The 24,890-nt window shown below is 64.4% G+C and carries 24 protein-coding genes and 2 pseudogenes; 22 read left to right on the top strand and 4 right to left on the bottom strand.

Annotation, left to right across the window (positions count from 1 at the left end; all coding sequences use genetic code 11):
- Position 1 precedes the first annotated feature (1 nt).
- Positions 2–1,972: an FUSC family protein gene (locus tag ACEPA4_RS11445; protein WP_262090762.1), complete on the bottom strand. Its 1,971-nt coding sequence runs from the start codon at positions 1,970–1,972 to the stop codon at positions 2–4.
- A gap of 70 nt (positions 1,973–2,042) precedes the next feature.
- On the opposite strand from ACEPA4_RS11445, the gene ACEPA4_RS11440 reads away from it, so the two are divergent.
- Positions 2,043–2,837 carry a helix-turn-helix domain-containing protein gene (locus ACEPA4_RS11440; protein ID WP_058981714.1) on the top strand — a complete coding sequence of 265 codons (795 nt, stop codon included), beginning with the start codon at positions 2,043–2,045 and terminating at the stop codon, positions 2,835–2,837.
- Between the two features lie 35 nt (positions 2,838–2,872).
- On the opposite strand, the gene ACEPA4_RS11435 is transcribed toward ACEPA4_RS11440, so the two are convergent.
- Positions 2,873–3,694, bottom strand: a complete 822-nt coding sequence (locus ACEPA4_RS11435) for an alpha/beta fold hydrolase (RefSeq protein WP_065185697.1) — start codon at positions 3,692–3,694, stop codon at positions 2,873–2,875.
- Positions 3,695–4,271: 577 nt separating this feature from the next.
- Between ACEPA4_RS11435 and ACEPA4_RS11430 the strand changes: the two are divergent.
- The 8 genes and pseudogenes from ACEPA4_RS11430 to ACEPA4_RS11395 form a co-directional block, all read left to right on the top strand.
- Positions 4,272–5,012: pseudogene (locus ACEPA4_RS11430) on the top strand (RHS repeat-associated core domain-containing protein); the annotation flags it as partial.
- A 452-nt stretch (positions 5,013–5,464) separates the two neighbouring features.
- Positions 5,465–5,890 carry a hypothetical protein gene (locus ACEPA4_RS11425; RefSeq protein WP_204325523.1) on the top strand — a complete coding sequence of 142 codons (426 nt, stop codon included), beginning with the start codon at positions 5,465–5,467 and terminating at the stop codon, positions 5,888–5,890.
- 1 nt (position 5,891) lies between these two features.
- The gene (locus ACEPA4_RS11420; RefSeq protein ID WP_141750807.1) at positions 5,892–6,464 is read left to right on the top strand and encodes a hypothetical protein; all 573 of its coding nucleotides are present in this window, start codon (positions 5,892–5,894) and stop codon (positions 6,462–6,464) included.
- 14 nt (positions 6,465–6,478) lie between these two features.
- A pseudogene (locus ACEPA4_RS11415) lies at positions 6,479–6,995 on the top strand (RHS repeat protein); the annotation flags it as partial.
- A gap of 192 nt (positions 6,996–7,187) precedes the next feature.
- Positions 7,188–7,628 (top strand): hypothetical protein, encoded by a 441-nt coding sequence (locus ACEPA4_RS11410; RefSeq protein WP_262090761.1) that lies wholly within the window; start codon positions 7,188–7,190, stop codon positions 7,626–7,628.
- A 288-nt stretch (positions 7,629–7,916) separates the two neighbouring features.
- The gene (locus ACEPA4_RS11405) at positions 7,917–8,240 is read left to right on the top strand and encodes a hypothetical protein (protein ID WP_262090760.1); all 324 of its coding nucleotides are present in this window, start codon (positions 7,917–7,919) and stop codon (positions 8,238–8,240) included.
- Positions 8,241–8,727: 487 nt separating this feature from the next.
- Positions 8,728–9,117 carry a hypothetical protein gene (locus ACEPA4_RS11400; protein ID WP_070489794.1) on the top strand — a complete coding sequence of 130 codons (390 nt, stop codon included), beginning with the start codon at positions 8,728–8,730 and terminating at the stop codon, positions 9,115–9,117.
- Between the two features lie 10 nt (positions 9,118–9,127).
- A complete protein-coding gene (locus ACEPA4_RS11395) occupies positions 9,128–9,748 on the top strand; it encodes a hypothetical protein (protein ID WP_374082850.1) in 621 nt (206 codons plus the stop codon).
- A 19-nt stretch (positions 9,749–9,767) separates the two neighbouring features.
- On the opposite strand, the gene ACEPA4_RS11390 is transcribed toward ACEPA4_RS11395, so the two are convergent.
- The gene (locus tag ACEPA4_RS11390; RefSeq protein WP_262090758.1) at positions 9,768–10,142 is read right to left on the bottom strand and encodes a hypothetical protein; all 375 of its coding nucleotides are present in this window, start codon (positions 10,140–10,142) and stop codon (positions 9,768–9,770) included.
- A gap of 574 nt (positions 10,143–10,716) precedes the next feature.
- Here ACEPA4_RS11390 and ACEPA4_RS11385 point away from each other — a divergent pair.
- Complete coding sequence (locus ACEPA4_RS11385; protein ID WP_262090757.1) at positions 10,717–11,046, top strand: hypothetical protein; 330 nt, start codon at positions 10,717–10,719, stop codon at positions 11,044–11,046.
- Here the strand turns inward: ACEPA4_RS11385 and ACEPA4_RS11380 are convergent.
- Positions 11,040–11,444 carry a ribonucleotide reductase subunit alpha gene (locus ACEPA4_RS11380; protein ID WP_065177643.1) on the bottom strand — a complete coding sequence of 135 codons (405 nt, stop codon included), beginning with the start codon at positions 11,442–11,444 and terminating at the stop codon, positions 11,040–11,042. The genes ACEPA4_RS11385 and ACEPA4_RS11380 overlap by 7 nt on opposite strands.
- A 194-nt stretch (positions 11,445–11,638) precedes the next feature.
- Between ACEPA4_RS11380 and moaA the strand changes: the two genes are divergently transcribed.
- From moaA to narI, 12 genes are all read left to right on the top strand, one after another.
- Positions 11,639–12,619 (top strand): GTP 3',8-cyclase MoaA, encoded by a 981-nt coding sequence (gene moaA / locus ACEPA4_RS11375; protein ID WP_262090756.1) that lies wholly within the window; start codon positions 11,639–11,641, stop codon positions 12,617–12,619.
- Positions 12,620–12,627: 8 nt separating this feature from the next.
- Positions 12,628–13,626, top strand: coding sequence for a bifunctional molybdenum cofactor biosynthesis protein MoaC/MoaB (gene moaCB / locus ACEPA4_RS11370; RefSeq protein ID WP_171956504.1), 999 nt, complete (start codon positions 12,628–12,630; stop codon positions 13,624–13,626).
- Positions 13,623–14,876, top strand: coding sequence for a gephyrin-like molybdotransferase Glp (gene glp, locus ACEPA4_RS11365; RefSeq protein WP_262090755.1), 1,254 nt, complete (start codon positions 13,623–13,625; stop codon positions 14,874–14,876). The genes moaCB and glp overlap by 4 nt, the downstream gene beginning before the upstream one ends.
- Positions 14,876–15,136, top strand: a complete 261-nt coding sequence (locus ACEPA4_RS11360) for a MoaD/ThiS family protein (protein WP_111128615.1) — start codon at positions 14,876–14,878, stop codon at positions 15,134–15,136. The genes glp and ACEPA4_RS11360 overlap by 1 nt, the downstream gene beginning before the upstream one ends.
- Positions 15,137–15,139: 3 nt before the next feature.
- Positions 15,140–15,640 carry a molybdenum cofactor biosynthesis protein MoaE gene (locus tag ACEPA4_RS11355; RefSeq protein WP_005416853.1) on the top strand — a complete coding sequence of 167 codons (501 nt, stop codon included), beginning with the start codon at positions 15,140–15,142 and terminating at the stop codon, positions 15,638–15,640.
- Between the two features lie 36 nt (positions 15,641–15,676).
- The gene (locus ACEPA4_RS11350) at positions 15,677–16,219 is read left to right on the top strand and encodes a molybdenum cofactor guanylyltransferase (protein WP_065177648.1); all 543 of its coding nucleotides are present in this window, start codon (positions 15,677–15,679) and stop codon (positions 16,217–16,219) included.
- Positions 16,216–16,581: a hypothetical protein gene (locus ACEPA4_RS11345; RefSeq protein ID WP_053499740.1), complete on the top strand. Its 366-nt coding sequence runs from the start codon at positions 16,216–16,218 to the stop codon at positions 16,579–16,581. The genes ACEPA4_RS11350 and ACEPA4_RS11345 overlap by 4 nt, the downstream gene beginning before the upstream one ends.
- A gap of 144 nt (positions 16,582–16,725) precedes the next feature.
- Positions 16,726–18,144: a NarK family nitrate/nitrite MFS transporter gene (locus tag ACEPA4_RS11340; RefSeq protein WP_053499738.1), complete on the top strand. Its 1,419-nt coding sequence runs from the start codon at positions 16,726–16,728 to the stop codon at positions 18,142–18,144.
- A gap of 72 nt (positions 18,145–18,216) precedes the next feature.
- A complete protein-coding gene (locus ACEPA4_RS11335) occupies positions 18,217–21,960 on the top strand; it encodes a nitrate reductase subunit alpha (RefSeq protein ID WP_235648679.1) in 3,744 nt (1,247 codons plus the stop codon).
- Complete coding sequence (gene narH, locus ACEPA4_RS11330; protein ID WP_065177652.1) at positions 21,960–23,504, top strand: nitrate reductase subunit beta; 1,545 nt, start codon at positions 21,960–21,962, stop codon at positions 23,502–23,504. Before ACEPA4_RS11335 ends, narH begins: the two co-directional genes overlap by 1 nt.
- Positions 23,504–24,184 (top strand): nitrate reductase molybdenum cofactor assembly chaperone, encoded by a 681-nt coding sequence (gene narJ, locus ACEPA4_RS11325; protein WP_005416842.1) that lies wholly within the window; start codon positions 23,504–23,506, stop codon positions 24,182–24,184. Before narH ends, narJ begins: the two co-directional genes overlap by 1 nt.
- Positions 24,181–24,888 carry a respiratory nitrate reductase subunit gamma gene (narI, locus tag ACEPA4_RS11320; RefSeq protein ID WP_005416840.1) on the top strand — a complete coding sequence of 236 codons (708 nt, stop codon included), beginning with the start codon at positions 24,181–24,183 and terminating at the stop codon, positions 24,886–24,888. The genes narJ and narI overlap by 4 nt, the downstream gene beginning before the upstream one ends.
- Positions 24,889–24,890 lie beyond the last annotated feature (2 nt).

Genomic DNA, 24,890 nt, shown 5'->3' with positions numbered 1-24,890 from the left:
GTCAGCGCCGGTGGGTGAACAAAGGTACGAGAAGGTCGCGGCGCAACCCGCAGAGCAGGTGCGACAGATGCTCCCGATCAGCCCCACTGCTGGTAACCACTGCTTCGCGCATTCGGTCCAGCACTTCCAGAAGATGGGTGTCGATACGGCGCGGCGGGTGGGCACGAACCCTGAAATGCTCGGCGATGCGTTCGATCAGCAGTGCATGAAGCGCCCGGACCTGCGGATTGTCCAGGCACCTTTCCAGTGCGCGGAGTTGGCTGGATGCACGTGCCGCACGAACATCCGCAAACAATGCCCGCAGGTCGTGTCCTGCGCTGGAACGGCTCTGCAGCCTGGGAGCGAGCAGCCCGATTCGATCCAGCATGCGGCTGAGCCAGGCGCGTGTCACATCACCTTGTCCGGCGGCGTGTCGTGCGATATCCCGGCGGATCGAACGCTCCAGCCGTGCGCGGTTGCGGCCCGCATCGGCGGTCTGGAACAGCTGCATGCTGCACAGTGCCACCGTCGTACCGATGAACAACGCAACGCTGTTGTTGAGTGCGCCGACGATGTTGACCGTATTGGTCGCGCCCAGTCCCGCGATGAGCGGAAACGTCAGCACCACGCCCAGCGCAGCCATGATGAAGGGAGGCCGGGCCAGGAACGATCCGCACAGCAGCAGCGCAGGCGCCAGCGCGGCAATCAGGCCGACGAAATCGGACAGCGCGGGGAAGATCAGCAGACCGTAGAGCAGGCCGACGGCAACGCCGATCAACGACCCCACCAGATAGCGCATGACATGCGGCGCAGGCGCTTCGATCGTGCCGAACAGCACGCACGCCGTGCCGATGATGGACACCGCCGTGGCGCCGTCCGACCAGCCGGTAACGATCCACAGAACGCAGCTCAGCAGGATGCCGACGAACGCGCCCAGCGCGCTGCGCAGGGCAAGCCGATGATCCCGGTGAAGTACCGCACCCTGCACATGTCGCGCAAGGCGGGCAGGTACATGCCGACGCCAGTCGGGGCGGGCAATGTGCAGTTGTGCCTGCAGCACGCGGCAGTCGGCGTGGGCCAGGTCGAGCTCGGCCTGTTGCACGGCAAGGCCGGTCTGCATCAGCTCGCGCCAGCCAGGCGAATCCATCACGCGGGCCTGGGGTGAGCGCAGCCGGTCGATGGAATCTTCCACCGCGCTGGACAGCATCAGGACGTCCAGCATCCGGTCGTGCAGGGCGCGCAGGATCTGCACCTGCGCCACGCCGTGGGCGCTGTCGAAGGGCAGGTGGATCGACAGTACATGCAACTCGAGCAGGTCGGCGGCCACTTTCGAGCGGTCCGTCGCCAGCACCGTGTCCGATGCGCCGGCGCGCAGGTCCCGTGTCCATCGTTCCGCGTCATCCAGCACGGCAGCAACCCGTGCGTGCACGCGCGACGAAACCCGGCGCGGCAGCACCAGCCCATGGACCAGCGTTGCGGCCAGGATGCCGATGGCGATTTCCTGCACCCGCGTGATGGCAATGGTGAACACGTCTGCCGGCACCATCACCGCAGGAAACCCGATCAGGCTGGTGGTATAGCCGGCCAGCAGGAACGCATAGGCACGTGGCGTGCGGTCGAGCATCGCCAGATACAGGCAAAGCGACATCCAGGTGGCGAGCGCGGCGCTCAGCACCAGGGGTGCATTGGCGAAACGCGGCACCAGCACGACGGTGGCGACGGCCCCGCCCACGGTACCGAGCAGGCGGAACAGGCCGCGGCTGAGTGTCGCCCCGGACAGAGGCTGCGATACCAGATAGACCGTGCCGATCACCCAGAACGGGCGATTCAGGCCGATCCTTAGAGAGACATACAGCCCCAGCGACGCGGCGAGCAGGCATTTGAGCGAGAAGAGCACCGCCTCCTGGTCGGTCCTGAGGGCAGGGCTTTTCAATCGGGCAATTGCCTGGAGCACGTGGGGGCGGAACGGGGAGGGGGAGTGCATGCGGCTCATGCTAGTGATCGGCCGCACTGGCGAATTTCGCTACAATGACAATCAATCGCTAAAACCGGTCAATGTGAGAATGGCTCGCATTTCGCTCCCCGGCTTTGACCTGGACCCGGACGAGACCGATCGCCCGGCGGTCGCCAGCCGCCTGCAGGTGGCCGAGCACGACGCGGAAATTCCGGTGCATGAGCATCGAAAGGGCCAGCTCATTCTTGCGCTGCATGGGGCGGTGACCTGCGAAGTGGCCAATGCGCTGTGGATCGTGCCGCCCCAGTGTGGCGTCTGGATTCCGGGCGGCATGCCGCACAGCAACCGCGCCACCGCAAACGCGCGCCTGTGCTACCTGTTCGTCGAGCCCGGCATCGTCGACCTGCCGGCGCAGTGCGTGACGCTGGCCATCTCGCCGATGCTGCGCGAGATGATCCTGCACCTGGCCGACGCGCCGCTGGACTATCCGCATGGCAGCCACACCGACCGGCTGGCGCGGGTGTTGCTGGACGAGCTGGTACAGATGCCGGCTGAGCATCTGTCGCTGCCGGTCAGCCATCACCCGAAGGTGCGTGCGCTGGCTGCGGCGCTTTCTGCGGATCCGACAGACCGCAGCACCATCGGCCAGTGGGCCGTGCGCCTGGCCCTGGGCGAGCGCACGTTGACCCGCCTCATCGAACGGGAAACGGGACTGTCTTTCGGGCGCTGGCGGCAGCAGCTGCACCTGCTCATCGCCATTCGGGAACTCGCCGCCGGTGCACCCGTACAACGCGTTTCCGAGACGCTGGGCTATGAGTCGGTGACGGCCTTCATCACGATGTTCAAGAAGGCGCTTGGCCTTTCCCCGGCGCGGTACTTTGCGGTGCGCCTGCGTGGGCAGTAGCAGGGAACAGCGGGGGAAGCCCCTGCCTGGAACAGCTACTTTAAAGTGCCTGAGACAGATTGAATCGCGGCCACCACCGCAGCAGGATCCTCGCGCTGGAGGGTGTGCCCGGTCGCCAGGTAGCGATGCGAGCCGCGCGTGAATCCCGAGAAGAGCAGGGCGTGCTGTGCTTTCCAGAGCGCCTTGCCCGCTGCGGTCTCTTCGAAGAACAGCGGTTCGGCAGCCAGCTGGGTTGCAGTCAGCAGCGCTACCGGCACGTCCGGCATTGTGCGCGGGGTTTCCGCACCGGGTGCATCCAGCTGTTCGGTCAGCACGGCATAGTCGGCGGCCATGGCCGGCGGCAGCATTGCCTGCAGCTGGGCATCGTCTGCCTGCACGCGTGCACTGTCGGCCTGCTTGAACGCATGGCGCTGCCCCATCGTGGCCGGGTCCACCAGCACCAGGCCCTGCAGCCGCTCCGGATGGCGGCGTGCAAACTCCGTGGCCAGCAGGCCGCCATAGGAGTGACCCACCAGCACCACGCGGCGACCGGGAGCGAGCGTATCGATCACGGCCGTGAGGTCGGCCAGATGCGCATCGATGCGCTTGGGGTGACCGTCGCTGCCGGACTTGCCGAGTCCCGCACGGGCGTAGGTGATGCTGTGATAGTCGCGCCCCAGACCCGCGACCACCTCCTTCCAGGCGCCCGCGCCCTGGCCGAAACCGGATTCAAAGACCACGGTGATCGGGCCTGACCCCGTTTCTTCGGCCTGCAGTGCGTAAGCGCCTCGATCCACCTGGATTTCCCCTGCGTGCGCGGTGCCCACTGCGGCCATCATCGCGGCCAGCGCCCACAACGTCACTCGGCTGCTCTTCATTGCCGTTCCCCTGGGCCGTGCGCGTGCCAGTCCTTCCGATGGGTCAGGTCTGCAGCGGAGTGCCACAGCCTGGCGACCTCGCGACGGGTCGTGCTGGTAATGTAGTGAGGTATAACACCTGCTCCCTGTGCAGGAAGTCATGGTGCATGAGGTCGCTGCGCCTGCGCTGCGGGTTCTTCCGCCCCCCTATCAACGCGGCTGACCTTGCCGGCATCTGGTGCGTCGGATCTGACGCTGCTTTTGCCCTTTGTCGCCGGCGTTGCAGCAGTTGGAGGAAGGGATGCCGGCAATCTATTGGGTTGCATTGGGTATCGTCTGCGCTATGGTTGGAATTCAAACTGTGTATTGAGCCCTATGAAGCTGACGCGCGGATGGTTTCTTGCACTATCTGTAATGTGGCTGGCCATTTTCACTTTGATGCTGTGGCTTGACCGAATCTGGGATGCGTGTGGCGCGTTGCTAGCTGCGACAGCCTTCTTTCTCGTTGCCTTGAGGAGAAAGCAGCATTTGGCTGGTGGATCACAAGAGTAGCGTGCCTTCTCAGCCCCCTCTTCGAAGGGGGGGGCTTGAGAATCTTGACTCCACCGGTAATCGCACCCCGCTGACCACTTCGGCAGGCACCGCCAGCTACACCTATCCCCCAACCAGCCATCGCCTGGCTGCGGTGGATGGCGAGGTACGCAACCATGACGCAGCGGGGAATACCACCAGCATCGGCAGCAAGACGTTCATCTACAACGATGCGAACCGCATGAACGCGGTGAGGCAGGGTGATGCCGTGCTGGAAAGCTACGGTTACAACCATCGCGGTGAGCGCGTGCTGCGCACCCCGGCCGGTGGCGCGGCGCAGATCACGCTGTACGACGAGGCAAGACAGTGGCTGGGCAACTACTCGGCCACGGGCCAGGCGCAGCAGCAGGCCATCTGGCTGGATAACTTCCCGGTGGCGCTGATCAATGTGCCGGCTACCGGCGTGCCGGCGTTGGCCTACGTCCAACCAGATCATCTGGGTACGCCGCGCGTGGTGATCGATCCGGTGCGGAATGTTGCAATCTGGGGGTGGAGCAACAAGAGCGAGGTATTCGGCAACCAGATTCCGAGTGCAGACCCGGACGGGGATGGTGTGGCGTTCGAACTGGCACTGCGCTTCCCGGGTCAGCAGGCAACGAGTGCGAGTAGGTTGTTCTACAACTATCAGCGCGAGTACGACCCATCCGTGGGGCGCTACTCTCAGAGTGATCCCATCGGGCTGGATGGCGGCATCTCCACATTCTCTTACGCTGAAAGCAATCCTCTGTCCTATGTTGATCCTCTAGGGGAAATGTCGCGACGCAAAGGTGAGCGCAATTTGACTCGCTCGCCAGATGGCACAGGCAACCCGGATAAGCATTGGAAGGATGATCCCAAGCGGCCAGGATGGGGTTGGCAGCTGGATGGCCATTCAGGCAAGCCGAAGTACAAAAAGAGACCGCACTACCTGCTTCCCCCAAAGGCAATCGGGCCGGGTCTGGTCCTCCGGGTTGCCCTTCAGGTAGCCTGTGAGAATGGCGACCTTGCCTCCTGCAAGACGCTCTGTACTCTGTTCCCTGAGGTCTGTGGCAATGTTGACTTCGCCGGACCCAATGTAGCGATGTGTTCAACTGAGGGGCCGTCGTTGAATTTGCAGTGATAGGCAGTGATCCGTCGATCTTCATGGTTCCAGGCACAATGCGGCCTGGATTCCGTGATGGTTCGCAGCATGCCTGTAGATGACAGGACGTGGAGTTGATAGTGAAGTCATTGCATTCGCGAGCGAAGATTGACTTGGCGCCCTTGACCGCAAGGGCTCTAAGAAAAATAGTGGGGAGTCTGTTCCATCGCCGGCACGACTATGGTGATTTCGAGCCCGAAGAACTGCTGGATGAGCTTGCGCGGCTAGGTGTTACAACGGCCAAGCAGTTCAGGCTGCTTATGAAAAAACATCGTCGCGCAATTCTTCGGGACGAGAGGGCGAAGATGTCTAGAAGAAAGATGCTCTACCTCTTGGACGAGTTCGGCCCTGAAGGTCTTGACATGCATACCAATACCTCTTGGTTCGCGACTTCGGGATTGGTGCGGCAAGCCATTGAGAAGGAATTCGGCTGGGAGGCATTTATCGCTTTGTACGATCGCCGGCCAGGCGCCGCCTCTGGTTCTTCTGAACAGTCGGCGCCCTAGCATGAAGTCCATTGCGCTTTGGAGAATGAAGCGCGAGGCCAAGAGGAGCGGTCTGCGAGTCGTTGGCAATTTTTTGATTGCGTTACATACGCGCGATGTTATCTCAGGTTTCACGTTGGATCCTGCGCCATCCTCTACCTATGTATGGACCTTCGTAATTCCGACATATGATGATTTGCCCTACCTGCACATGTCTCTAGGTCAGAGGATTGCAAGCGCGGAAGTGGATAAAGGTTTTTTCTGTGGAATGCATGAGGCGCATGCCAAAAAGCTTGAGACAGTGAGAACGGCGGCAGACTTGTTGCTCTATGTCGACAGTCTTGACTTCACAAGCGACTATTCGGAATGGGTAAAATACATATCCGCCATCCGGCTTGGCGATTTCGTGGCGGCGGACGCGACGCTGAAGACGCTTTTGAAGTTGCCAATGTCCAATGCTATTAAAAGTAGATTAGATGCGATTCTTTCTGTACTGAAGAATGGTGGTGAATCCGGCGCGCAGCATCTTTTGGAGGCGTGGTCTGTTCAGACGGATCGATTAGTGGGTGGCAGCTCCTGGGGCAGCGGACGGTAGCGAATCGTCGCGCTGCACGCAGCCCTAATGCAGCAGGGAATACCACGCTCTGACAGCAGATCGTTTACCTGCAGCGATACCAACCGCATGAACGCGGTGAAGCAGGGTAATGCCGTGCAGGAAAGCAACGCCTACAACCATCGCGGCGTGCGCGTGCTGCCTACCTCGGGTAGTGGCGTAGCGCAGATCACCCTGTACGACGAAGCAGGGCAGTGGCTGGGCAACTACTCGGCCACCGGCCAGGCGGAGCAGCTGGCCATCTGGCTGGACAACTACCCGGTGGCGCTGATCAATGTGCCGGCTACCGGCGTGCCGGAGCTGGCCTACGTGCAGCCGGATCATCTGGGCACACCGCACGTGGTGATCGATCCGGTGCGCGATGTGGCGATCTGGGAGTGGAGCAACAAGAGCGAGGTATTCGGCAACCAGCTTCCGAGTGCCGATCCGGATGGCGATGGTGTGGTGTTCGAGCTGGCGTTGCGCTTCCCGGGCCAGCAGGCCACGGATGCGAGCGGGTGGTTCTACAACTATAGTGGTTCGATAACTATAGTGGTTCGATCAAAACATCAAGGGCGACTCCACCGCTGACTCCGCTGCGGATCAGCTGGCAAACCGCCTCGGACGATCATCTGGACAAATGAGCCGTACGCGGAGTTGCTCGCAGATGTGCGGGAGCTATCGACCCGGTGGAAACTTCCCTTGCTGATGACTCGGATGCCTCAGATGTACGCCCCCAAGCTGCTCCCAATCGTGACGCTGTCAATCGCACTTTCTGGTTGCATGGAAGTTGCCAGCACCGAGTATGCAGACCGCAATCAAGCCGTCTCAAGGCAAGCAATCGGTGAATCGAAATGGTTGCCTTCATGGTTGCCTGAGGACGCAGTCAACATGCGCGAGTCGCACGACATGGACACAAATGAATCGTGGCTGGTTTTCCGCCTGACCAGTGGGGTTCTTGCTTTGCCCGAAGAATGTAGGCTGGTGAGCAGACCGGAGATGTCCAGCGCGCGAGTCATGCGGAGATTTCCACAGTTTGCTCGCAGCGCGTGGTCACGAGCATCAAGCTACTCCGGGAAGTTCTATCTGTGCCCGGAGGGTGATGCTGGTCGCTGGGTCATGCGCGATGAAGAACTGGGCCTTGTTTACAGCGGAGTAGCGCTATAAGTGGCTGGGCGGTCTCGCCTGGGAAGCGAAATGCGTGGCTGGCACTTTGCGATCTCCTTTCCCGGTGCCTGATTCGCTAATCCGGCCGAGCGTCGAGGTCGGGCATGGGTCACATCGACCTCGCCAGTGGCCATGTTCGCGAATGGGAAGGCGCTGTCAGAGAATCGCAGATTCCGGCACGTCCTGGGGCGCGTGGCCGTGGTGACGACTGTATGGGAGGGGTTCTGTGATATCGGCTCCATGCTCTATTGTGGCTGCAGCGCAGGCGGTGGATGGAGGCGAATGGAAATGAAAGACAAACTGAGAGAAAGAGAGGCGCTGTCGCCAACTGGCTTCTATGACCAATACTATGCGGACAGTGGCCTGGATCAGGAAACCGTAGTGGAGCTGCTGGAGCATGTTGCAGACGAGCTTCGTTTGCCCTCCGGGAAGCTCCGTCCTGGAGATCGATTTTCGAAGGAACTGTCGCCTGGTGAAGCTGATGGCTGGGACTCGGGGTATGGAGTTTTAATATTCGAGCTTCAATCGCTCGCGAAAGAACGGGGTATTGCAGTCAATCGGCGGGTGGATTCGCTCGACGACTACATTCGTATCATGGCGGGTATCTATTGATGAGGTTGATGCGTACCTGAATGGTTGTATGCGTGAGACGTCGCAGTGCGTACTGAGGATCCGAGGATGCCAAAGGTGAGGTGTGCCGCAGCTGTCATGGCCGGTCTGGTTCTGGCCGGCTGTGCAACATTGGGTGGCGATATGATCGTGCGCGTCTCGGGAAGCGTGCCGCCAGGTCAGGGTGACGTTCGCGCTCTGGATTGTGAGCTGAGCATGCTCGGGGAGGGCGAAGGTGTAGTTTCGTCGAAACCGGTTGGAAGCACATTCTCGGTCCCCATGATGGTCGTTGCAGGGCCGGAACCCCAGAGCTACCAATTCGCCGTTGAATGCACGGACGGCCGGAGGTTCGCATCCAAGCCGGTGCTGATCAGTAGTCGGCGCTCCTATGCTCGGGATCTCAACCTTGGGGAGCTTCAGGAGTGGTGAGAGAGAGGAAGGGGCGGACGAGGTCGCACCACCGTGGTATGCATCTGGTGGATTCCAGTAGATGAACCAAGATTTCAACTCCCTCGAATGGTGTGACGCCACGTTGCTGGCCATCAACATTGATAGGAGCAAACCTGGCGTATGCGACGAGGTAAAGGTCCACGTGCGCTGGCCGGACGGCCGGCAGGCAACCGTCTGCTTCTCGGAAGCCTACGGGTGCTCGGCGCTCATGAACTTCGGCGTACTGGGGGAGGAGGGAATAGAGTTCGCCAGGGTCGAGGACGACGAGCCGGGGCTTGCTCATCTTCTTGATCGTTGGAAGGCGGTCGGCTATCCGTTGTCCGGCCTGAAGTGTTTCCGTATCGAGACCACCTCGACCGGAAGCGTAATTCTCATCTACGCCAGGACATGGCGGATCGAGCATCTGCCGATGGCAGGTGCAGTGCCCTGAAGGACATTCCGTGTCCAGATTCTTCACCCCCGACAAGGTCTCCCTCATCCAGGGGAAGCGGCCTGTGAAGAACGAGCGGAGATGTGCTTGGGGTCATGATTCTTGGCCCTGCGGCGACGTTGTCCGCCACACTCTGCAAACTGGGGTCTTGATGATGGTGAGGATCCTGACAGCACTACTTCTGATTGGATTCGGACTTGGATTCTCTGGCGGTGCATGGGCTGTAGGAAAGCGGCCCTTCAAGATGATCCAGTTCTGCGTGCATGACCAAGAGGGCGTGAATCGGTTCAAGCAGACCCTCAGCTCTATCGCCAAGGACGAAGGAATGCAGTACTTCGATTGCAGCGCTGAATCGGATCACCAGCTTGCCAGGGCAAAGGTGGACGTGAAACGCCCTGTCGTCTACGTCGGAGTGAAGCGGGAAGATGGCTCAGGACTGGAGGCGGGGAACCTCGGATTGGATCGCTTCGAGATAGCTATCGGCTTCTCTGAAGGGAAGATGCCCGCCGAGGCACGGTCATTTTCTGTTCGCGTCGAACGCACCTTGGCCGAGCGCTGGAATGTACTCGCGATTCCCTCGGCGAAGGGCGCTACGCCGCTGGCATGTCGGGTGGAAGGCGGTTCTCGCTGAAGGGCGTTGCACATGACATTCACCCTTCGGGCTGCAAGCGCCCCACCGCCTGCGCGCACAACGACTGGCAGGCCATGACCAACCCCTCCATCACCCGGTCGCCCACGTACTGCCCGGGTTCGCCATTCTGCCGGGTGCGCTCCGCCGCCAGCAGCATTTCCAGCACCACCCGCAACCCGCTCAGCGCGCAATCGGCATCGGCGAGGGCCAGGCAGCGACCGGGCAGCTGGTGACGCTCCGGCCAGGGTTGCCCGTCGGCCGCCGCACCGGAGCCGATGCGGTGGAGGTTGGCAATGAAGGTATTCCTGTCCACTGGCGGCGCGGCTTGTGGCGAACCGTCGTCGCCGGCGGTGCTGCGGTAGGCGTGCAGATGCGGGAAGTCCGACTCGTTCATGGCAAGGCTCCGTGCAGGGCAATCGGCAGCCGCCACTCATAAAAGTGGCGGACGGTACGTGGTTCGAATCCGGGTTGGTCCCAAGCCGGTGGGCGCGAACGCCCCCACGCACCGCCCGCCATAGCCGGCAGACGGATTGCCAGCCGGCGCCACGGAATGTGGACGCCGACTGGCAAGCGCAATCACTCAGGACCAACTCGGGATTCGAAACCCGGCCACCCTTTTCCGGTGGCACGCCATCTGAGCCCCTGGCGCTGTGCAATGCCAATCAGAAGAGTTGTAAACAACACTCGATTGGAGACGCTTTCGGCATTCTCCCATGCTGTTAAGCACTGCCAGCGCTGGCTGGCGCGGCGGTCCGCCCGCACCGTGCAATCTGCGACAGATGTCGAGGTTGGGGGGCGTTAGGGAACAAGGGGGGGAGGGGCGATGACGACAGGCTCTGCGGGGAGCGACCTGTGTCGAGCACGGCCCGCGTCTACAGGCGCCAAAGCGTGACGTGCGACTCGGGTTGACGTTCCCAGCCACCAAGCGCAGGCTTGCTCAGCACGTTTCCTAAAACAGAAGGAGACTTATGACCGCCACCGCTTCGCTGCACCCCACCCCCGACACCCAAGGCCGTTCCCGCCTGTGGAGTGTGTTCTGGCTGCAGGGCGTCATTCCCAGCAACATTCTGTGGGCGGTGGCCCTCTGGGCGCTGGCCAACCAGCGCACCACGCTGCTGCTGGGGCTATTTGCCGTGCTGCTGCTCTATACCGGCTGGATCATCCCGGCGGTCTGGCGGGCGGCGCCCACCGCGCACAACCCCAACCTGGGCGTGGCGGCGCGCGGGCTGACCGTGGCCTGGGGGCTGAACACCGTGCTGGTGATCTTCTTCCTGACCCTGCAGCTGGTGGCTCAATAGAACTGAACGGGCTCGCCGCCACGGTCGAAGGCGGCGAAGCGGCCGATCTGACCGTCATGGATGGCGTTGACCATCAGCCGCAACGGGCGCGCGGCTTCGTCGCTGTTCGGCGCGAAACCGCCACGGCCATCCAGCGCCGCTACGAACACCAGGTCCCAGTCGATGCCGGTGGTGGTCGATTCGGCCGCCAGCGCCTGGAAGCTGGGCACCTCGGCCGGCAGCTTGTCCACGCACAGCACCGGCGACAGGGTGCCGCCCTCGCGGCGGTCATGCCGGTCGCGCTGGTCGCTGGTGGGCGATTCGGGCAGCTCGGCGCGCACGAATACGAACAGCAGGCGTTGCGGTTCAGCCTGCACGCCGGCGGCGTGCAGCAGTTGCTGGAAATCGTTCATCATCATGAGGGTTGTCACACGCCCGCTGCACGGAAAGCCGCATGCTGCCACAACGCCTTCCGCGCGGGGCCGAACGCGATTGATTTAAGTCATGCCGATGGAACTGAAGGCCGCGTACTCTGGCAATCGTTCCAGCAGGCGAGGGTATCCGGGCCGTTCCGGGCACAGGCAAGACGGTGGAGCAACAAGGTGGACCAGCCATGAGCCAACTCACCGACGGTTTCGGACGCAGCTTTCCGTACCTGCGCCTGTCGTTGACCGAAGTCTGCAACTTCCGTTGCAGCTACTGCCTGCCCGACGGTTACCAGGCCGATGGCCGCCCGCGCTTCCTGCAGGTGGATGAAATCGCAAGGCTGGTGCGTGCGTTTGCCGCGCTGGGCATGAGCAAGATCCGCCTGACCGGCGGTGAGCCCAGCCTGCGCAAGGACCTGGACGAGATCATCGCCACCGTGGCGGCGGTGCCGGGCATCCGCAAGGTGGCCATCACCACCAACGGCACGCTGCTGCCGCGGCGCCTGCCGGGCTGGCACCGGGCAGGCCTGACTGCGCTGAACGTGAGCATGGACAGCCTGCAGCGCGAACGCTTCAAGACCATCACCGGCCATGACCGCCTGCCGGAGATCCAGCAGGGCCTGGCCCTGGCGCAGGCGTTGGGCCTGCCGGCGATCAAGCTCAACGCGGTGCTGCTGCGTGGCCTGAACGACGACGAGCTGCCGCAGTGGATGGACTACCTGCGCAACCGCCCCTTCAGCGTGCGCTTCATCGAGCTGATGCGCACCGGCGACAACGAAGCCTATTTCCAGCGCCACCACCTGCGCGCCGATCGGGTGATCGAGCAGCTGCTGGCCGCGGGCTGGCACGAGCGCCCGCGCGCGGCCGATGCCGGCCCGGCGCGCGAGTTCGGCCACCCCGACCATCGCGGCAGCATCGGCATCATCGCGCCGTATTCGCGTGACTTCTGCAAGGGCTGCAACCGCCTGCGGGTGACCGCCAAGGGCGACCTGCGGCTGTGCCTGTTTGGCGAGTTCGGCGTTCCGCTGCGCCCGCTGCTGCAGCGCGACGAGGACCGCGACGCGCTGCTGGCACGCATCACCACCCAGCTTGGCCTGAAAGCGGCCGGGCATGGACTGCACCAGGGCCAGACCGGGCTGACCCCGCACCTGGCCTCCATCGGAGGATGAGCAACACGATGAGTGGGGAATTGAATGCGGCCTTCCATATGGCCGATGTCCGTGACAAGCGCATCACCCGCCGCCGTGCGGTGGCGGTGGGCGAGTTGCATGCCGGTCCAGTGGCGTATCCGCTGATCGTCGAGCGCCGCCTGCCCAAAGGCGATGCGCTGGTGATGGCCGAGATTGCCGGCCTGCAGGGCGCCAAGATGGCGTCGATGCTGATGCCGTTATGCCATCCGCTGCCGCTGGAACTGGTGCAGGTGTTCTGCGCGCCGGTGCCGGAGCGGCAGGCGATCCGCGTGTGGTGCGAGTGCGCCAGCGAGGCCCGCACCGGCGTGGAGATGGAGGCACTGGCCGGCGTCAACGCGGCGCTGCTGACCCTGTACGACCTGAGCAAGCCGGTGGAACCGGCGCTGCGCATCGAAGGTATCCGCCTGCTGTTCAAGGAAGGCGGCAAGCGCGGTGTCTGGCTGCACCCGGATGGCATGGACGAGGCCGAGCGTGAGCGGTTCAAGCCGCGTGCGCCGAAGGGGCTGCAGGGCGCGGCCTGCGCGGTGATCACGCTGAGCGATCGCGCCAGCGAAGGCACCTATGAGGATATCTCTGGCCCGACCCTGGTGACCGGGCTGAAGAAGCTGGGGGGCGAGGTGGTAGCCGCCGAGGTACTGCCCGATGGCATCGAGCCGTTGGCGGGCCGCCTGCAGGCCTTGGCCGCCGAGGGCGTGCGCCTGTGCCTGTGTACCGGCGGGACCGGGCTGGGCCCGCGAGACCTGACCCCGGAGGCGTTGCGTTCCTTGAACGCGCGGCCGGTGCATGGCCTGGCGCAGATGGTGCGGGCACTCAGCGCACAGCACACGCCGATGGCCTGGCTGAGCCGCGCCGAGGTGGTGCAGCTGGGCAACATGCTGGTGTTTGCATTGCCGGGCAGCCCGAAGGCGGCGGCGCAGTGCCTGGACATCCTGGCGCCGGTACTGGGCCACGCCCTGGCGATGGTCGAGGGTGGTGGCCACGGATGATTGCCTATAGTGAAGCCTTGCAGCACCTGCTGGACGCGGCCACGCCGCTGCCGGCCGAACGCCTGCCGCTGCACGAGGCCGCGGGCCGCACGCTGGCCCGTGACATCCACAGCGCACAGTCGCTGCCGCCGTTCGACAATTCGGCGATGGACGGCTTCGCGCTGCGCGCCAACGGCGTGGCATTCGAAGCCGGTACCGAATTCGGGGTACAGGGCTGGCAGGCGGCCGGCGATGCCGGTGCCGAAGGCGGCGAGGGTGCCTGGGAAATCATGACCGGCGCGCGCATGCCGGTCGGGCTGGACACGGTGGTGCCGGTCGAGAATGTGGAGATCCTCGCCAGCGAAGGCGGTCGCCCGATCCGCATTGCCCTGAAGGGCACGGTAAAGCCCGGCCAAAATGTGCGCATGCGTGGCGAGGACGTGAGCGACGGCGAGCGCGTGCTGCAGGCCGGGCAGGTGCTGGATATCAATGCGCGCACCCTGCTGCATGCGATCGGCGTGGGCGAGGTGGCGGTGGTGGCGCGGCCGAAGGCGGCAGTGATCGCTACCGGCAAGGAGTTGGTGACCGAGGCGGCGCAGACGCTGGAATCCGGCCAGATCCGTGACAGCAACCGGCCATACCTGGTCGGCCGCCTGCAGGCCGGCGGTGCCGAGGTGGTGTGGCAGGGCACGGTGGGCGACGAAGTGGCCGCGTTCAATGCGGTGCTGGATGAAGCGCTGGCTGCGGGTGCGCAGCTGTTGATCAGCACCGGCGCGGTGTCGACCGGCCGGTACGATTTCGTTCCCGACGCGCTGCGCGGACGGGGTGCGCGCATCGTGTTCCACAAGGTGGCGATCCGCCCCGGCAAGCCGTTGCTGTTTGCGGTGCTGCCCAATGGCGCGCTGTATTTCGGTCTGCCGGGCAACCCGGTCTCGGCGGCCGTGGGCCAGCGTTTCTTCGTCGAGCCGGTGCTGCGCCGCCTGCTGGGGCTGGCGCCGGAGCCGGTGCTGACGCTGCCGCTGCAGGCCGACGTGCGCACGCCGCCGGGCCTGCGTTTCCATGCGCGGGCGCGGGTGGAAGTGGACGCGCAGGGGCGCCTGAGTGCGCGCGTGCTGTCCGGGCAGGAATCATTCCGTTTGATGTCCATGCTGCAGGCCAACGCCTGGGTGGTGTTGGAGTCCGAGGGAGACCTGGCCAGCGCGGGCACCTATGTGCGGGTGCAGGGCTGGGGTCACCACGAACCGGTGCAGCTGGTGAGCCAGGAGTCATGATGAAACAGGTGAATCTGCAGTTGTTCGGTGCGTTTTCCGATCTGGATGCCAGCCGTGAAATCGCGGTGGAGGTGGCCGGTGGCACCGTGGCCGATCTGCGCCAGGCGCTGCGCGAGCTGCTGCCACTGCGTTGGCCGGGTTTCCGTGCCGGCCTGCTGGATTACTCGGCATTCGCCGATCAGCAACGCGTGCTGCGCGACGACGAGGCGCTGCCCGACGATGGCCGGGTGGCGATCCTGCCGCCGGTGAGCGGGGGCTGAGCGATGAGCGAGACGATCATTGCCAAGGTGGTGGACCGCGCGCAGGCGGCGATCGATCCGGCCGAGGGCATCGCGGCGGTCTCCGATCCGGGCTTCGGCGGCATCGATGTGTTCATCGGCAAGGTGCGCGACGTCAACATCGGCCGGCCGGTGACCGGGATCACCTACGACCTGTTCGAGCCGCTGGTGTTGAACGAGTTCAAGCGGTTGGCCGCCGAGGTCGAGGCGACGTTTGGCCCGAAGCTGAAGCTGTATGTGGCCCATGCCAAGGGCCGGCTCGGCATCGGCGATGTGGCGGTGGTGGTGGCCGCCGGCAGCCCGCACCGTGACGAGGCGTTCCGCGCCTGCCGGCAATTGATCGAGGTGGTCAAGCATCAGTGCCCGATCTGGAAGCAGGAACATTACGAAGACGGCGACAGCGCGTGGAGCGAGGGCTGCAGCCTCTGCCACGCGGACAGTGAACCTGCACATGCCCATGACCATGCGCACGATCATCAACATTGATGCCGGCGCAGCCACGCATGGCGTGGCTCTACTGCGATGAGCATCACCGGCATCGTGCTGGCCGGTGGCCTGTCCACCCGGATGGGCCGCGACAAGGCGCTGCTGCCGTGGCAGGGGCGCACGCTGCTGGAACACATGCGGGGCCTGTTGATGCAGGCTGGCGCACGCGAGGTCTGGGTCAGCGGAAATTACCCGGCGTTCGGCGGCATACCGGACCGCCTGGCACGTTGCGGGCCGCTGGGCGGGCTCTACAGCGTGGCGATGCGCATGCCCGATGGCCCGGCCTGGGTGGTGCCGGTGGATACACCGCTGCTGCCGCCGCGATTGCTACAGCAATTGCGTGACGGCCATCGCGGTCCATGCACGATCTTTGCGGGCCACCCCCTGCCCATGCTGGTGGATATAGACGATGCTTGCCGCAACGTACTTGGATCGATGCTGGATGACCCGGACGGCCCGCGCTCGCTGCAGGCCCTGCAGCGCCGTCTTGGCGTGAATTCCGTGGCCCTGGCGCCGGTTGACGAGGCCGGGCTGGTCAACTGCAATACCCCCGAACAATGGGAGGATGTTGCGTCATGAAAGTGCAGTTGCAGGACCAATCGGTACGGCTTCGCCTGGACGAGGCCGAACTGGCGCGCCTGCTGGCCGGTGAATCGGTCGAGAACATGACCCGCTTCGGCGGTATCGAGGGCTGGGGCATGGCGGTGTCGCTGCATGGCGGCGAGCGGCCGGTGCTGCTCGATGGTGGCACCTTCTGCCGCCTGGTGCTGCCGCGCCCGGCGGTTGAGGCCTTGGCGGCGCGGCTGCCGTGCCGGGATGGCCTGCCATTCGACATTGCCCTGGAAGATGGCAGCCGGCTTCAGCTGCAGTTCGATGTGGACGTGCGCGACAGCGTGCGCCAGCGCGGAGTCACGCGCCGCAATACCGCTTCATCGGTTTGACATTTGTCAGGGGCAGGGTGAAAACCGGCCCCTGATTGATCCAGATCAACCCCGTCGTAGTTGCCGCACGGCCTAATGGCTGCACGACGACGGGTCACAACTTGAAAGCAATACCCACGTCATTCCACAGCCTTGGAGCCATGTATGACCGTCGGTAGCGATCCTGTTGTCCGCAGCACTGCCCGTCCGGGTCGCGTCATCAGCGACTGGACGCCGGAGGACCCCGGCTATTGGGAGCGCACCGGCAAGCGGGTTGCCACCCGCAACCTGGTCATCTCGATCCCCTCGCTGCTGCTGGCCTTCTCGGTCTGGGTGCTGTTCTCGGCGGTGTCGATCAGCCTGCCGAAGATCGGCTTCAACTTCAGCACCGACCAGCTGTTCTGGCTGGTGGCGCTGCCCAGCCTGTCCGGCGCGACCCTGCGCATCTTCTATTCGTTCGTGATCCCGATCTTCGGCGGCCGCCGCTGGACCGCGCTGTCGACCGCCTCGCTGCTGGCGCCGACGCTCTGGCTCGGCTTTGCGGTGCAGGACCCGGCCACGCCGTACTGGGTGTTCGTGGCCATCGCGATCCTGTGCGGCTTCGGTGGCGCTAACTTCTCATCGTCGATGTCCAACATCTCCTTCTTCTATCCCAAGCAGAAGCAGGGCCTGGCGCTGGGCCTGAACGCTGGCCTGGGCAATGTGGGCGTGTCGGTGGCGCAGGCGGTGATCCCGCTGGTCATCACTGTAGGCGTGTTCGGTGCGCTGGGTGGTGCACCGCAGCCCACGGTGGAGGGTGGGGCACCGCTGTTCCTGCAGAACGCCGGCTTCATCTGGGTGCCGGCCATCGCGCTGTGCGCCATCGCGGCCTGGTTCGGCATGAACGACCTGACCAGCGCCCGCTCGTCGTTCTCCGAGCAGGCGGTGATCTTCCGCCGCAAGCACAACTGGCTGATGTGCTGGTTGTACATCGGTACCTTCGGTTCCTACATCGGTTTCTCGGCCGGCTTCCCGATGCTGGTGAAGAGCCAGTTCCCGGACGTGAACCCGCTGGCCTACGCCTTCATCGGCCCGCTGCTGGGCGCACTGATGCGCTCGGTGGGTGGCAGCATGGCCGACCGCTGGGGTGGCGCACGCCTGACCTTCTGGGTGTTCGCGCTGATGATCGCCGCGGTGTTCGGTGTGTTGCACTTCCTGCCCAGCGATGGCCAGGGCGGCAACTTCCATGGCTTCCTGCTCAGCTTCATGGCGCTGTTCGTGCTCAGTGGCATCGGCAACGGCACGACCTTCCGCATGATCCCGGTGATCTTCCGCACGCTGCATGAGCGCTGGTCGGCCAACGACAACGCCGAGGGCAAGGCTACCGCCGCGCACCAGGCCAGCATCGAGTCGGCTGCGGTGGTCGGCTTTTCCGGTGCGATCGGCGCCTACGGCGGTTTCTTCATTCCCAAGAGCTACGGCTCGTCCATTACGTTGACCGGCAGCCCCGACATGGCGCTGTACGGATTCGTTGTTTTCTATGTCACCTGCCTGGCCGTGACCTGGTGGTGGTACTACCGGCGCGGTGCCGAGACACCCTGCTGACGACATGAAAACGCACCGCAGCCAGATGACACACACAGCCACGATGCCGATGTCCGCAAAGGGAGATCCCCGATGAGTTATTTCCTCGATCGCTTGCAGTTCTTCAAGCGTGACCCCCAGACCTTTGCTGATGGCCATGGATTTGCCAAGAGCGAGGGCCGCGACTGGGAAAACAGTTACCGCGCCCGCTGGCAGTACGACAAGATCGTGCGGTCCACCCATGGGGTGAACTGCACCGGCTCCTGCAGCTGGAAGATCTACGTCAAGAACGGCCTGGTCACCTGGGAAACCCAGCAGACCGATTACCCGCGCACGCGTCCGGACCTGCCCAACCATGAACCGCGTGGCTGCCCGCGTGGCGCCAGCTACTCCTGGTACCTGTACAGCGCCAACCGGCTGAAGTACCCGCTGATCCGCGGCACGCTGCTGCGCCTGTGGCGCGAAGCGCGCAGGAGCAAGGCCCCGGTCGATGCCTGGGCCAGCATTGTTGAAGACAAGGAGAAGGCGCGTTCGTACAAGACCCGCCGCGGCATGGGCGGCTTCGTGCGCCTGCAGTGGGAAGAGGCCAACGAGATCATCGCCGCTTCCAATCTGTACACGGTGAAGCAGTACGGCCCGGACCGCGTGGTCGGCTTCTCGCCGATTCCGGCGATGTCGATGGTGTCCTACGCCGCCGGCGCGCGTTACCTGTCGCTGCTGGGCGGCGCCTGCCTGTCGTTCTACGACTGGTACTGCGATCTGCCGCCGGCCTCGCCGCAGATCTGGGGCGAGCAGACCGACGTGCCCGAATCGGCCGACTGGTACAACAGCCGCTACATCATCGCCTGGGGCTCGAACGTGCCTCAGACGCGTACGCCCGATGCGCACTTCTTCACCGAAGCGCGCTACAACGGCACCAAGACGGTGGCGATCTGCCCGGACTATTCCGAGCTGGCCAAGCTGACCGACCACTGGCTGCACCCCAAGCAGGGCACCGACGCTGCGCTGGCGTTTGCGTTCGGCCATGTGATCCTGCGTGAGTTCCATGTCGATTCGCCCTCGCAGTATTTCCAGGACTACTGCCGCCAGTACTCGGACATGCCGATGCTGGTGCGCCTGGAGCGCCGCGACGATGGCCGCCTGGTGGCGGGCCGCTTCCTGCGCGCCAGTGAGCTGGGCGGGCTGGGTGAAGCCAACAACCCGGACTGGAAGACCCTGGCCTACGACGAGAACAGCGGCCAGATCGTGGTGCCCAATGGCTCGATCGGTTTCCGCTGGGGTGAAAAGGGCCGCTGGAACATCGAAGAGAAGGCCAGCAATGGCGCCGACACGCGCCTGCGCCTGAGCTTGTCCGACGCCAATGACGGCATCGAGGCGGTGAGCTTCCCGTACTTCGGTGGCATTGAAAGCGACGGCTGGACCGCCGCACCGGCCGAAGACGTACTGGACCGCAACATTCCGGTGCGCCGCCTGGCCACGGTCGACGGCGGCGAGACGCTGGTGGCCACGGTCTACGATCTGCTGCTGGCCCAGTACGGCGTGGACCGTGGCTTTGGCGGCGGCAACGTGGCATCGAGCTTCGATGACAGGGTGCCGGGCACGCCGGCGTGGCAGGAGCGCATCACCGGCGTGTCGCGCGCCGAGGTGATCGAGATCGCCCGCGAGTTCGCGCGTACCGCCGACAAGACCCACGGCCGCTCGATGATCATCGTCGGCGCGGGCATGAACCACTGGTTCCACAACGACATGAACTACCGCGGCCTGATCAACATGCTGATCATGTGTGGTTGCGTGGGCCAGACCGGCGGCGGCTGGGCGCATTACGTGGGCCAGGAGAAGCTGCGCCCGCAGACCGGCTGGCAGCCGCTCGCGTTCGGCCTGGACTGGAGCAAGCCGCCGCGCCACATGAACGGCACCTCGTTCTTCTATTTCAACACCGGGCAGTGGCGTTACGAGAAGCTGCAGGTGGACGAGCTGCTGTCGCCGCTGGCCGATGCCCGCAAGTACAGCGGCAGCCTGGCTGACCTGAACCTGCGCGCGGTGCGCATGGGCTGGCTGCCGAGCACCCCGCAGCTGGACCGCAACCCGCTGCAGCTGGTGCGCGAGGCCGAAGCGGCCGGCGTGGCCCCGGCGGACTACGCGCTGGGCAAGTTCAAGGATGGCTCGCTGGACTTCGCCTTCGCCGACCCGGACGCCAGTCAGAACCACCCGCGCATGATGTTCATCTGGCGCTCGAACCTGCTCGGTTCCTCGGGCAAGGGCCACGAGTACATGCTGCGGCACCTGCTGGGTACGCGCCACGGGCTGCAGGGCAAGGACCTGGGCGAAATGGGCGCAGTGAAGCCGCAGGAGGTGAAGTGGCGCGACGAGGCGCCGGAAGGCAAGCTGGACCTGCTGGTCACGCTCGACTTCCGCATGTGCACCACCGCGCTGTACTCGGACATCGTGCTGCCGACGGCAACCTGGTACGAGAAGGACGACCTCAACACCTCGGACATGCACCCGTTCATCCACCCGCTGTCCAAGGCGGTGGACCCTGCGTGGGAATCGCGCAGCGACTGGGACATCTTCAAGGAGGTGGCCCGCACCGTGAGCGAGATGGCGCCGGGCGTGCTGGGCGTGGAGAAGGACCTGGTGCTGGTGCCGACCCTGCACGACACCCCCAACGAGCTGGGCATGCCGTTCGGCGTAGCCGACTGGAAGAAGGGCGAGTGCGAGGCCATTCCGGGCCAGACCATGCCGTCGATGACGGTGGTGGAGCGTGACTACCCGAACCTGTACCGCAAGTTCACCTCGCTCGGCCCACTGCTGGACAAGCAGGGCAACGGCGGCAAGGGCATGAGCTGGGACACGAAGCACGAGGTCGAGTTCCTCGGCAAGTTGAACCACACCGTGCACGAAGAAGGCATAAGCCAGGGGCGCCCGGCCATCTCGACCGCGATCGACGCGGCCGAAGTAATCCTGCACCTGGCGCCGGAAACCAACGGCCACGTGGCGGTGAAGGCCTGGGAATCGCTGGGCGCCTTCACCGGTCGCGAGCATACGCATCTGGCGGTGGGCAAGGAGCACGAGGCGATCCGCTTCCGTGACATCCAGGCGCAGCCGCGCAAGATCATCTCTTCGCCGATCTGGTCGGGACTGGAAGACGACAACGTCAGCTACAACGCCGGCTATACCAACGTGCACGAGCTGATTCCGTGGCGCACGGTGACCGGTCGCCAGCAGTTCTACCAGGACCACGAATGGATGATCGACTTCGGCGAGGCCTTCATGAGCTATCGCCCGCCCGTCAACACGCGCACGGTGGAGCCGCTGCTGAACCAGCGCCCGAACGGCAACAAGGAGATCGTGCTGAACTGGATCACCCCGCACCAGAAGTGGGGCATCCACAGCACCTACAGCGACAACCTGATCATGCAGACGCTGTCGCGCGGTGGTCCGATCGTGTGGATCAGCGAGGACGACGCGCGCAGTGCCGGCATCGTCGACAACGACTGGATCGAGCTGTTCAACGTCAACGGTGCGATCGCCGCGCGTGCGGTGGTCAGCCAGCGCGTGATGCCGGGCATGGCGATGATGTACCACGCGCAGGAACGCATCATCAACGTGCCGGGCTCGGAGATTTCCGGCACCCGCGGCGGCATCCACAACTCGGTGACCCGCATCGTGCTCAAGCCGACCCACATGATCGGCGGCTACGCGCAGCTGGCCTATGGCTTCAACTACTACGGCACCTGCGGAACCAACCGCGACGAGTTCGTGATCGTGCGAAAGATGGACAAGATCGATTGGCTGGACGATGAGGCAGTACCTGCAGCTGTAAAGGAGGTGGTGTGATGAAGGTCCGTGCACAGATCGCGATGGTGCTGAACCTGGACAAGTGCATCGGCTGCCATACCTGCTCGATCACCTGCAAGAACGTCTGGACCTCGCGCGAGGGCGTCGAGTACGCTTGGTTCAACAACGTGGAAACCAAGCCGGGCATCGGCTACCCGAAGGAATGGGAGAACCAGGACAAGTGGAACGGCGGCTGGGTGCGCAGCCGCGCCGGCAAGCTGGTGCCACGCGCAGGTGGCCGCTGGCGCATGCTGGCCAAGATCTTCGCCAACCCGGACCTGCCGCAGATCGACGACTACTACGAGCCGTTCGATTTCGACTACCAGAACCTGCACACCGCCAAGGACAGCCAGCACCAGCCCACCGCACGCCCGCGTTCGCTGATCAGTGGCGAGCGCATGCAGAAGATCGAGTGGGGCCCGAACTGGGAGGAGATCCTCGGTTCGGAGTTCAGCAAGCGCTCACGCGACTACAACTTCGACCAGGTGCAGAAGGAGATCTACGGCGCCTTCGAAAAGACCTTCATGATGTACCTGCCGCGCCTGTGCGAGCACTGCCTGAACCCGGCGTGCGTCTCGGCGTGCCCCTCGGGCGCGATCTACAAGCGCGAGGAAGACGGCATCGTGCTGATCGACCAGGACAAGTGTCGCGGCTGGCGCATGTGCGTGTCGGCGTGCCCGTACAAGAAGATCTACTACAACTGGAAGAGCGGCAAGTCGGAGAAGTGCATCTTCTGCTACCCGCGCATCGAGATGGGTGAGCCAACCGTGTGCTCGGAAACCTGCGTGGGCCGCATCCGCTACCTGGGCGTGATGCTGTACGACGCCGACCGCATCGCCGAGGCCGCTTCGGTAGCCGCCGAGAAGGACCTGTACCAGGCCCACCTGGACATCTTCCTGGACCCGAACGATCCGGCAGTGATCGCCGCCGCGCGCAAGGAAGGCATCCCGGACAGCTGGCTGGATGCGGCCAAGCAGTCGCCGGTGTACAAGCTGGCGATCGACTGGAAGCTGGCGCTGCCGCTGCACCCGGAATACCGCACGCTGCCGATGGTCTGGTATGTGCCGCCGCTGTCGCCGATCCAGTCCGCCGCCGAGCGTGGCCGCGTGGGCATGAGCGGCGAGCTGCCGGACGTGGCGTCGCTGCGCATCCCGATGCGCTATTTGGCCAACCTGCTGACGGCCGGTGACGAGGCGCCGGTGGTACGCGCGCTGGAGCGGCTGATGGCGATGCGTGCCTGGCGCCGGGCCAAGAACGTGGACGGCGTGGAAGACACCGCCGTGCTGGAACAGACCGGGCTGAGCATCGCCCAGGTGGAAGAGATGTACCGCTATCTGGCCATTGCCAACTACGAGGACCGTTTCGTGATTCCGACCGGCCACCGCGAGTACGCCAACGACGCCTTCGGTGAGCGCGGCGGCTGCGGCTTCAGCTTCGGAAACGGCTGCAATGGTGACAGCCCGGCGGACCTGTTCGGGCAGCGCAAGACCACCACCTTCGTGGTGGACAAAGGCCCGAACCAGCGCCGCAAGGAGGTGGTGTGATGAGCGTGCTCAAGCTGGTCGGGGTGTTGCTGGACTACCCCCGCGAGGAACTGTGGGAGCACGGCGAGGAGCTGCTCGCCGCCTGTGACGACCCGGCGCTGAACCCCGCCCGCCGCCAGCAGCTGCGCAGCTTCGTGCAGCAGCTGCTGGCCACCGATGCGCTGGATGCACAGGCGGCGTGGCTGGCCAGTTTCGACCGCGGCCGTTCGATGAGCCTGTTGCTTTTCGAACACATCCATGGCGAGTCGCGCGACCGCGGCCAGGCCATGGTCGATCTGGTCGAAACCTACCGCCGCAACGGCTTCGAACTGGATGCCCGCGAGCTGCCGGATTACCTGCCGTTGCTGCTGGAGTTCCTGGCCCACCGCCCCGGTAGCGAGGCCCGCGAGTGGCTGCACCACATCGGCCATATCGCCGGCATGCTGGCCGCGCGTGCCGCCGAGCGTGAGCTGCCGCACCGGGTGCTGTTCGAGATCCTGGTCGAAGCCGGTGACGGCAAGGCCGATCTGCAGGCGCTGCGCCAGCGTGCCAGCGAGGAAGTCCGCGACGATACCGCCGAGGCCATGGACCGCTTGTGGGAGGAGGAGGCGGTGCGCTTCGGCGCCGAAGCCCCTGCCGAAGACTGCAAGCCGCCCGTGCGTTCGCCGGCCCGTCCTTCGCATCGTGAGGTCCAGCCATGAGTTACTCCCTGCATCAATTCGCCTTCCAGTACTACCCGTACATCGCCGTGGCAGTGCTGCTGATCGGCAGCTGGGCCCGCTATGACAAGGCCATGTACACCTGGCGCACCGGCTCCAGTCAGATGCTGTCGGACAAGGGCATGCGGCTCGGCAGCAACTGCTTCCACATCGGCATCCTGGCCATCCTCGGCGGCCACCTGGTCGGGCTGCTGACGCCGCACGCGGTGTACGAGCACTTCATCACCTCCTCGCAGAAGCAGATGCTGGCGATGGTGGTCGGTGGTGTGTTCGGCGCACTGTGCTTCATCGGCATCAGCATCCTGCTGGTACGCCGCCTGTTCAATGCGCGTGTTCGGGCTACCGGCAGCTTCGGTGACACCCTGGTGCTGGTGCTGCTGTTCGCGCAGCTGTGCCTGGGCCTGTACAGCATCCGCGTCTCGTCCGGTCACCTGGACGGTGGGGTGATGGTGCAGCTGGCCGAGTGGGCGCAGCACATCGTGACCTTCCGTGCCGGAGCCGCTGATTACATCGAGGGCGTCAGCTGGGTCTACAAGATGCATATCTTCCTGGGCCTGACCCTGTTCCTGATCGCGCCGTTCACCCGCCTGGTGCACGTATGGAGCATTCCGATCAGTTACCTGTGGCGGCCCTACCAGGTGGTGCGCCGCCGTCAGGCCACGCTGCGCTATGGGCCGCGGGAGTAAAC

This window comes from Stenotrophomonas sp. P2112 (genome assembly GCF_041897515.1).
Lineage (GTDB): Bacteria > Pseudomonadota > Gammaproteobacteria > Xanthomonadales > Xanthomonadaceae > Stenotrophomonas > Stenotrophomonas sepilia.
This window is presented reverse-complemented; position numbering and strand designations above follow the sequence as displayed.

Bases quoted from the DNA above. Each gene is read 5' to 3' on its own strand.
- ACEPA4_RS11380 (WP_065177643.1), bottom strand. From the start codon at position 11,444: ATGATGATGAACGATTTCCAGCAACTGCTGCACGCCGCCGGCGTGCAG.
- ACEPA4_RS11420 (WP_141750807.1), top strand. From the start codon at position 5,892: ATGAAGTCCATTGCGCTTTGGAGAATGAAGCGCGAGGCCAAGAGGAGC.
- ACEPA4_RS11340 (WP_053499738.1), top strand. From the start codon at position 16,726: ATGACCGTCGGTAGCGATCCTGTTGTCCGCAGCACTGCCCGTCCGGGT.
- ACEPA4_RS11445 (WP_262090762.1), bottom strand. From the start codon at position 1,972: ATGAGCCGCATGCACTCCCCCTCCCCGTTCCGCCCCCACGTGCTCCAG.
- ACEPA4_RS11355 (WP_005416853.1), top strand. From the start codon at position 15,140: ATGAGCGAGACGATCATTGCCAAGGTGGTGGACCGCGCGCAGGCGGCG.
- glp (WP_262090755.1), top strand. From the start codon at position 13,623: ATGATTGCCTATAGTGAAGCCTTGCAGCACCTGCTGGACGCGGCCACG.
- moaCB (WP_171956504.1), top strand. From the start codon at position 12,628: ATGAGTGGGGAATTGAATGCGGCCTTCCATATGGCCGATGTCCGTGAC.
- narI (WP_005416840.1), top strand. From the start codon at position 24,181: ATGAGTTACTCCCTGCATCAATTCGCCTTCCAGTACTACCCGTACATC.
- narH (WP_065177652.1), top strand. From the start codon at position 21,960: ATGAAGGTCCGTGCACAGATCGCGATGGTGCTGAACCTGGACAAGTGC.
- ACEPA4_RS11335 (WP_235648679.1), top strand. From the start codon at position 18,217: ATGAGTTATTTCCTCGATCGCTTGCAGTTCTTCAAGCGTGACCCCCAG.
- ACEPA4_RS11345 (WP_053499740.1), top strand. From the start codon at position 16,216: ATGAAAGTGCAGTTGCAGGACCAATCGGTACGGCTTCGCCTGGACGAG.
- narJ (WP_005416842.1), top strand. From the start codon at position 23,504: ATGAGCGTGCTCAAGCTGGTCGGGGTGTTGCTGGACTACCCCCGCGAG.
- ACEPA4_RS11385 (WP_262090757.1), top strand. From the start codon at position 10,717: ATGACCGCCACCGCTTCGCTGCACCCCACCCCCGACACCCAAGGCCGT.
- ACEPA4_RS11435 (WP_065185697.1), bottom strand. From the start codon at position 3,694: ATGAAGAGCAGCCGAGTGACGTTGTGGGCGCTGGCCGCGATGATGGCC.
- ACEPA4_RS11390 (WP_262090758.1), bottom strand. From the start codon at position 10,142: ATGAACGAGTCGGACTTCCCGCATCTGCACGCCTACCGCAGCACCGCC.
- ACEPA4_RS11405 (WP_262090760.1), top strand. From the start codon at position 7,917: ATGAAAGACAAACTGAGAGAAAGAGAGGCGCTGTCGCCAACTGGCTTC.
- ACEPA4_RS11350 (WP_065177648.1), top strand. From the start codon at position 15,677: ATGAGCATCACCGGCATCGTGCTGGCCGGTGGCCTGTCCACCCGGATG.
- ACEPA4_RS11410 (WP_262090761.1), top strand. From the start codon at position 7,188: ATGTACGCCCCCAAGCTGCTCCCAATCGTGACGCTGTCAATCGCACTT.
- ACEPA4_RS11440 (WP_058981714.1), top strand. From the start codon at position 2,043: ATGGCTCGCATTTCGCTCCCCGGCTTTGACCTGGACCCGGACGAGACC.
- ACEPA4_RS11360 (WP_111128615.1), top strand. From the start codon at position 14,876: ATGAAACAGGTGAATCTGCAGTTGTTCGGTGCGTTTTCCGATCTGGAT.
- moaA (WP_262090756.1), top strand. From the start codon at position 11,639: ATGAGCCAACTCACCGACGGTTTCGGACGCAGCTTTCCGTACCTGCGC.
- ACEPA4_RS11400 (WP_070489794.1), top strand. From the start codon at position 8,728: ATGAACCAAGATTTCAACTCCCTCGAATGGTGTGACGCCACGTTGCTG.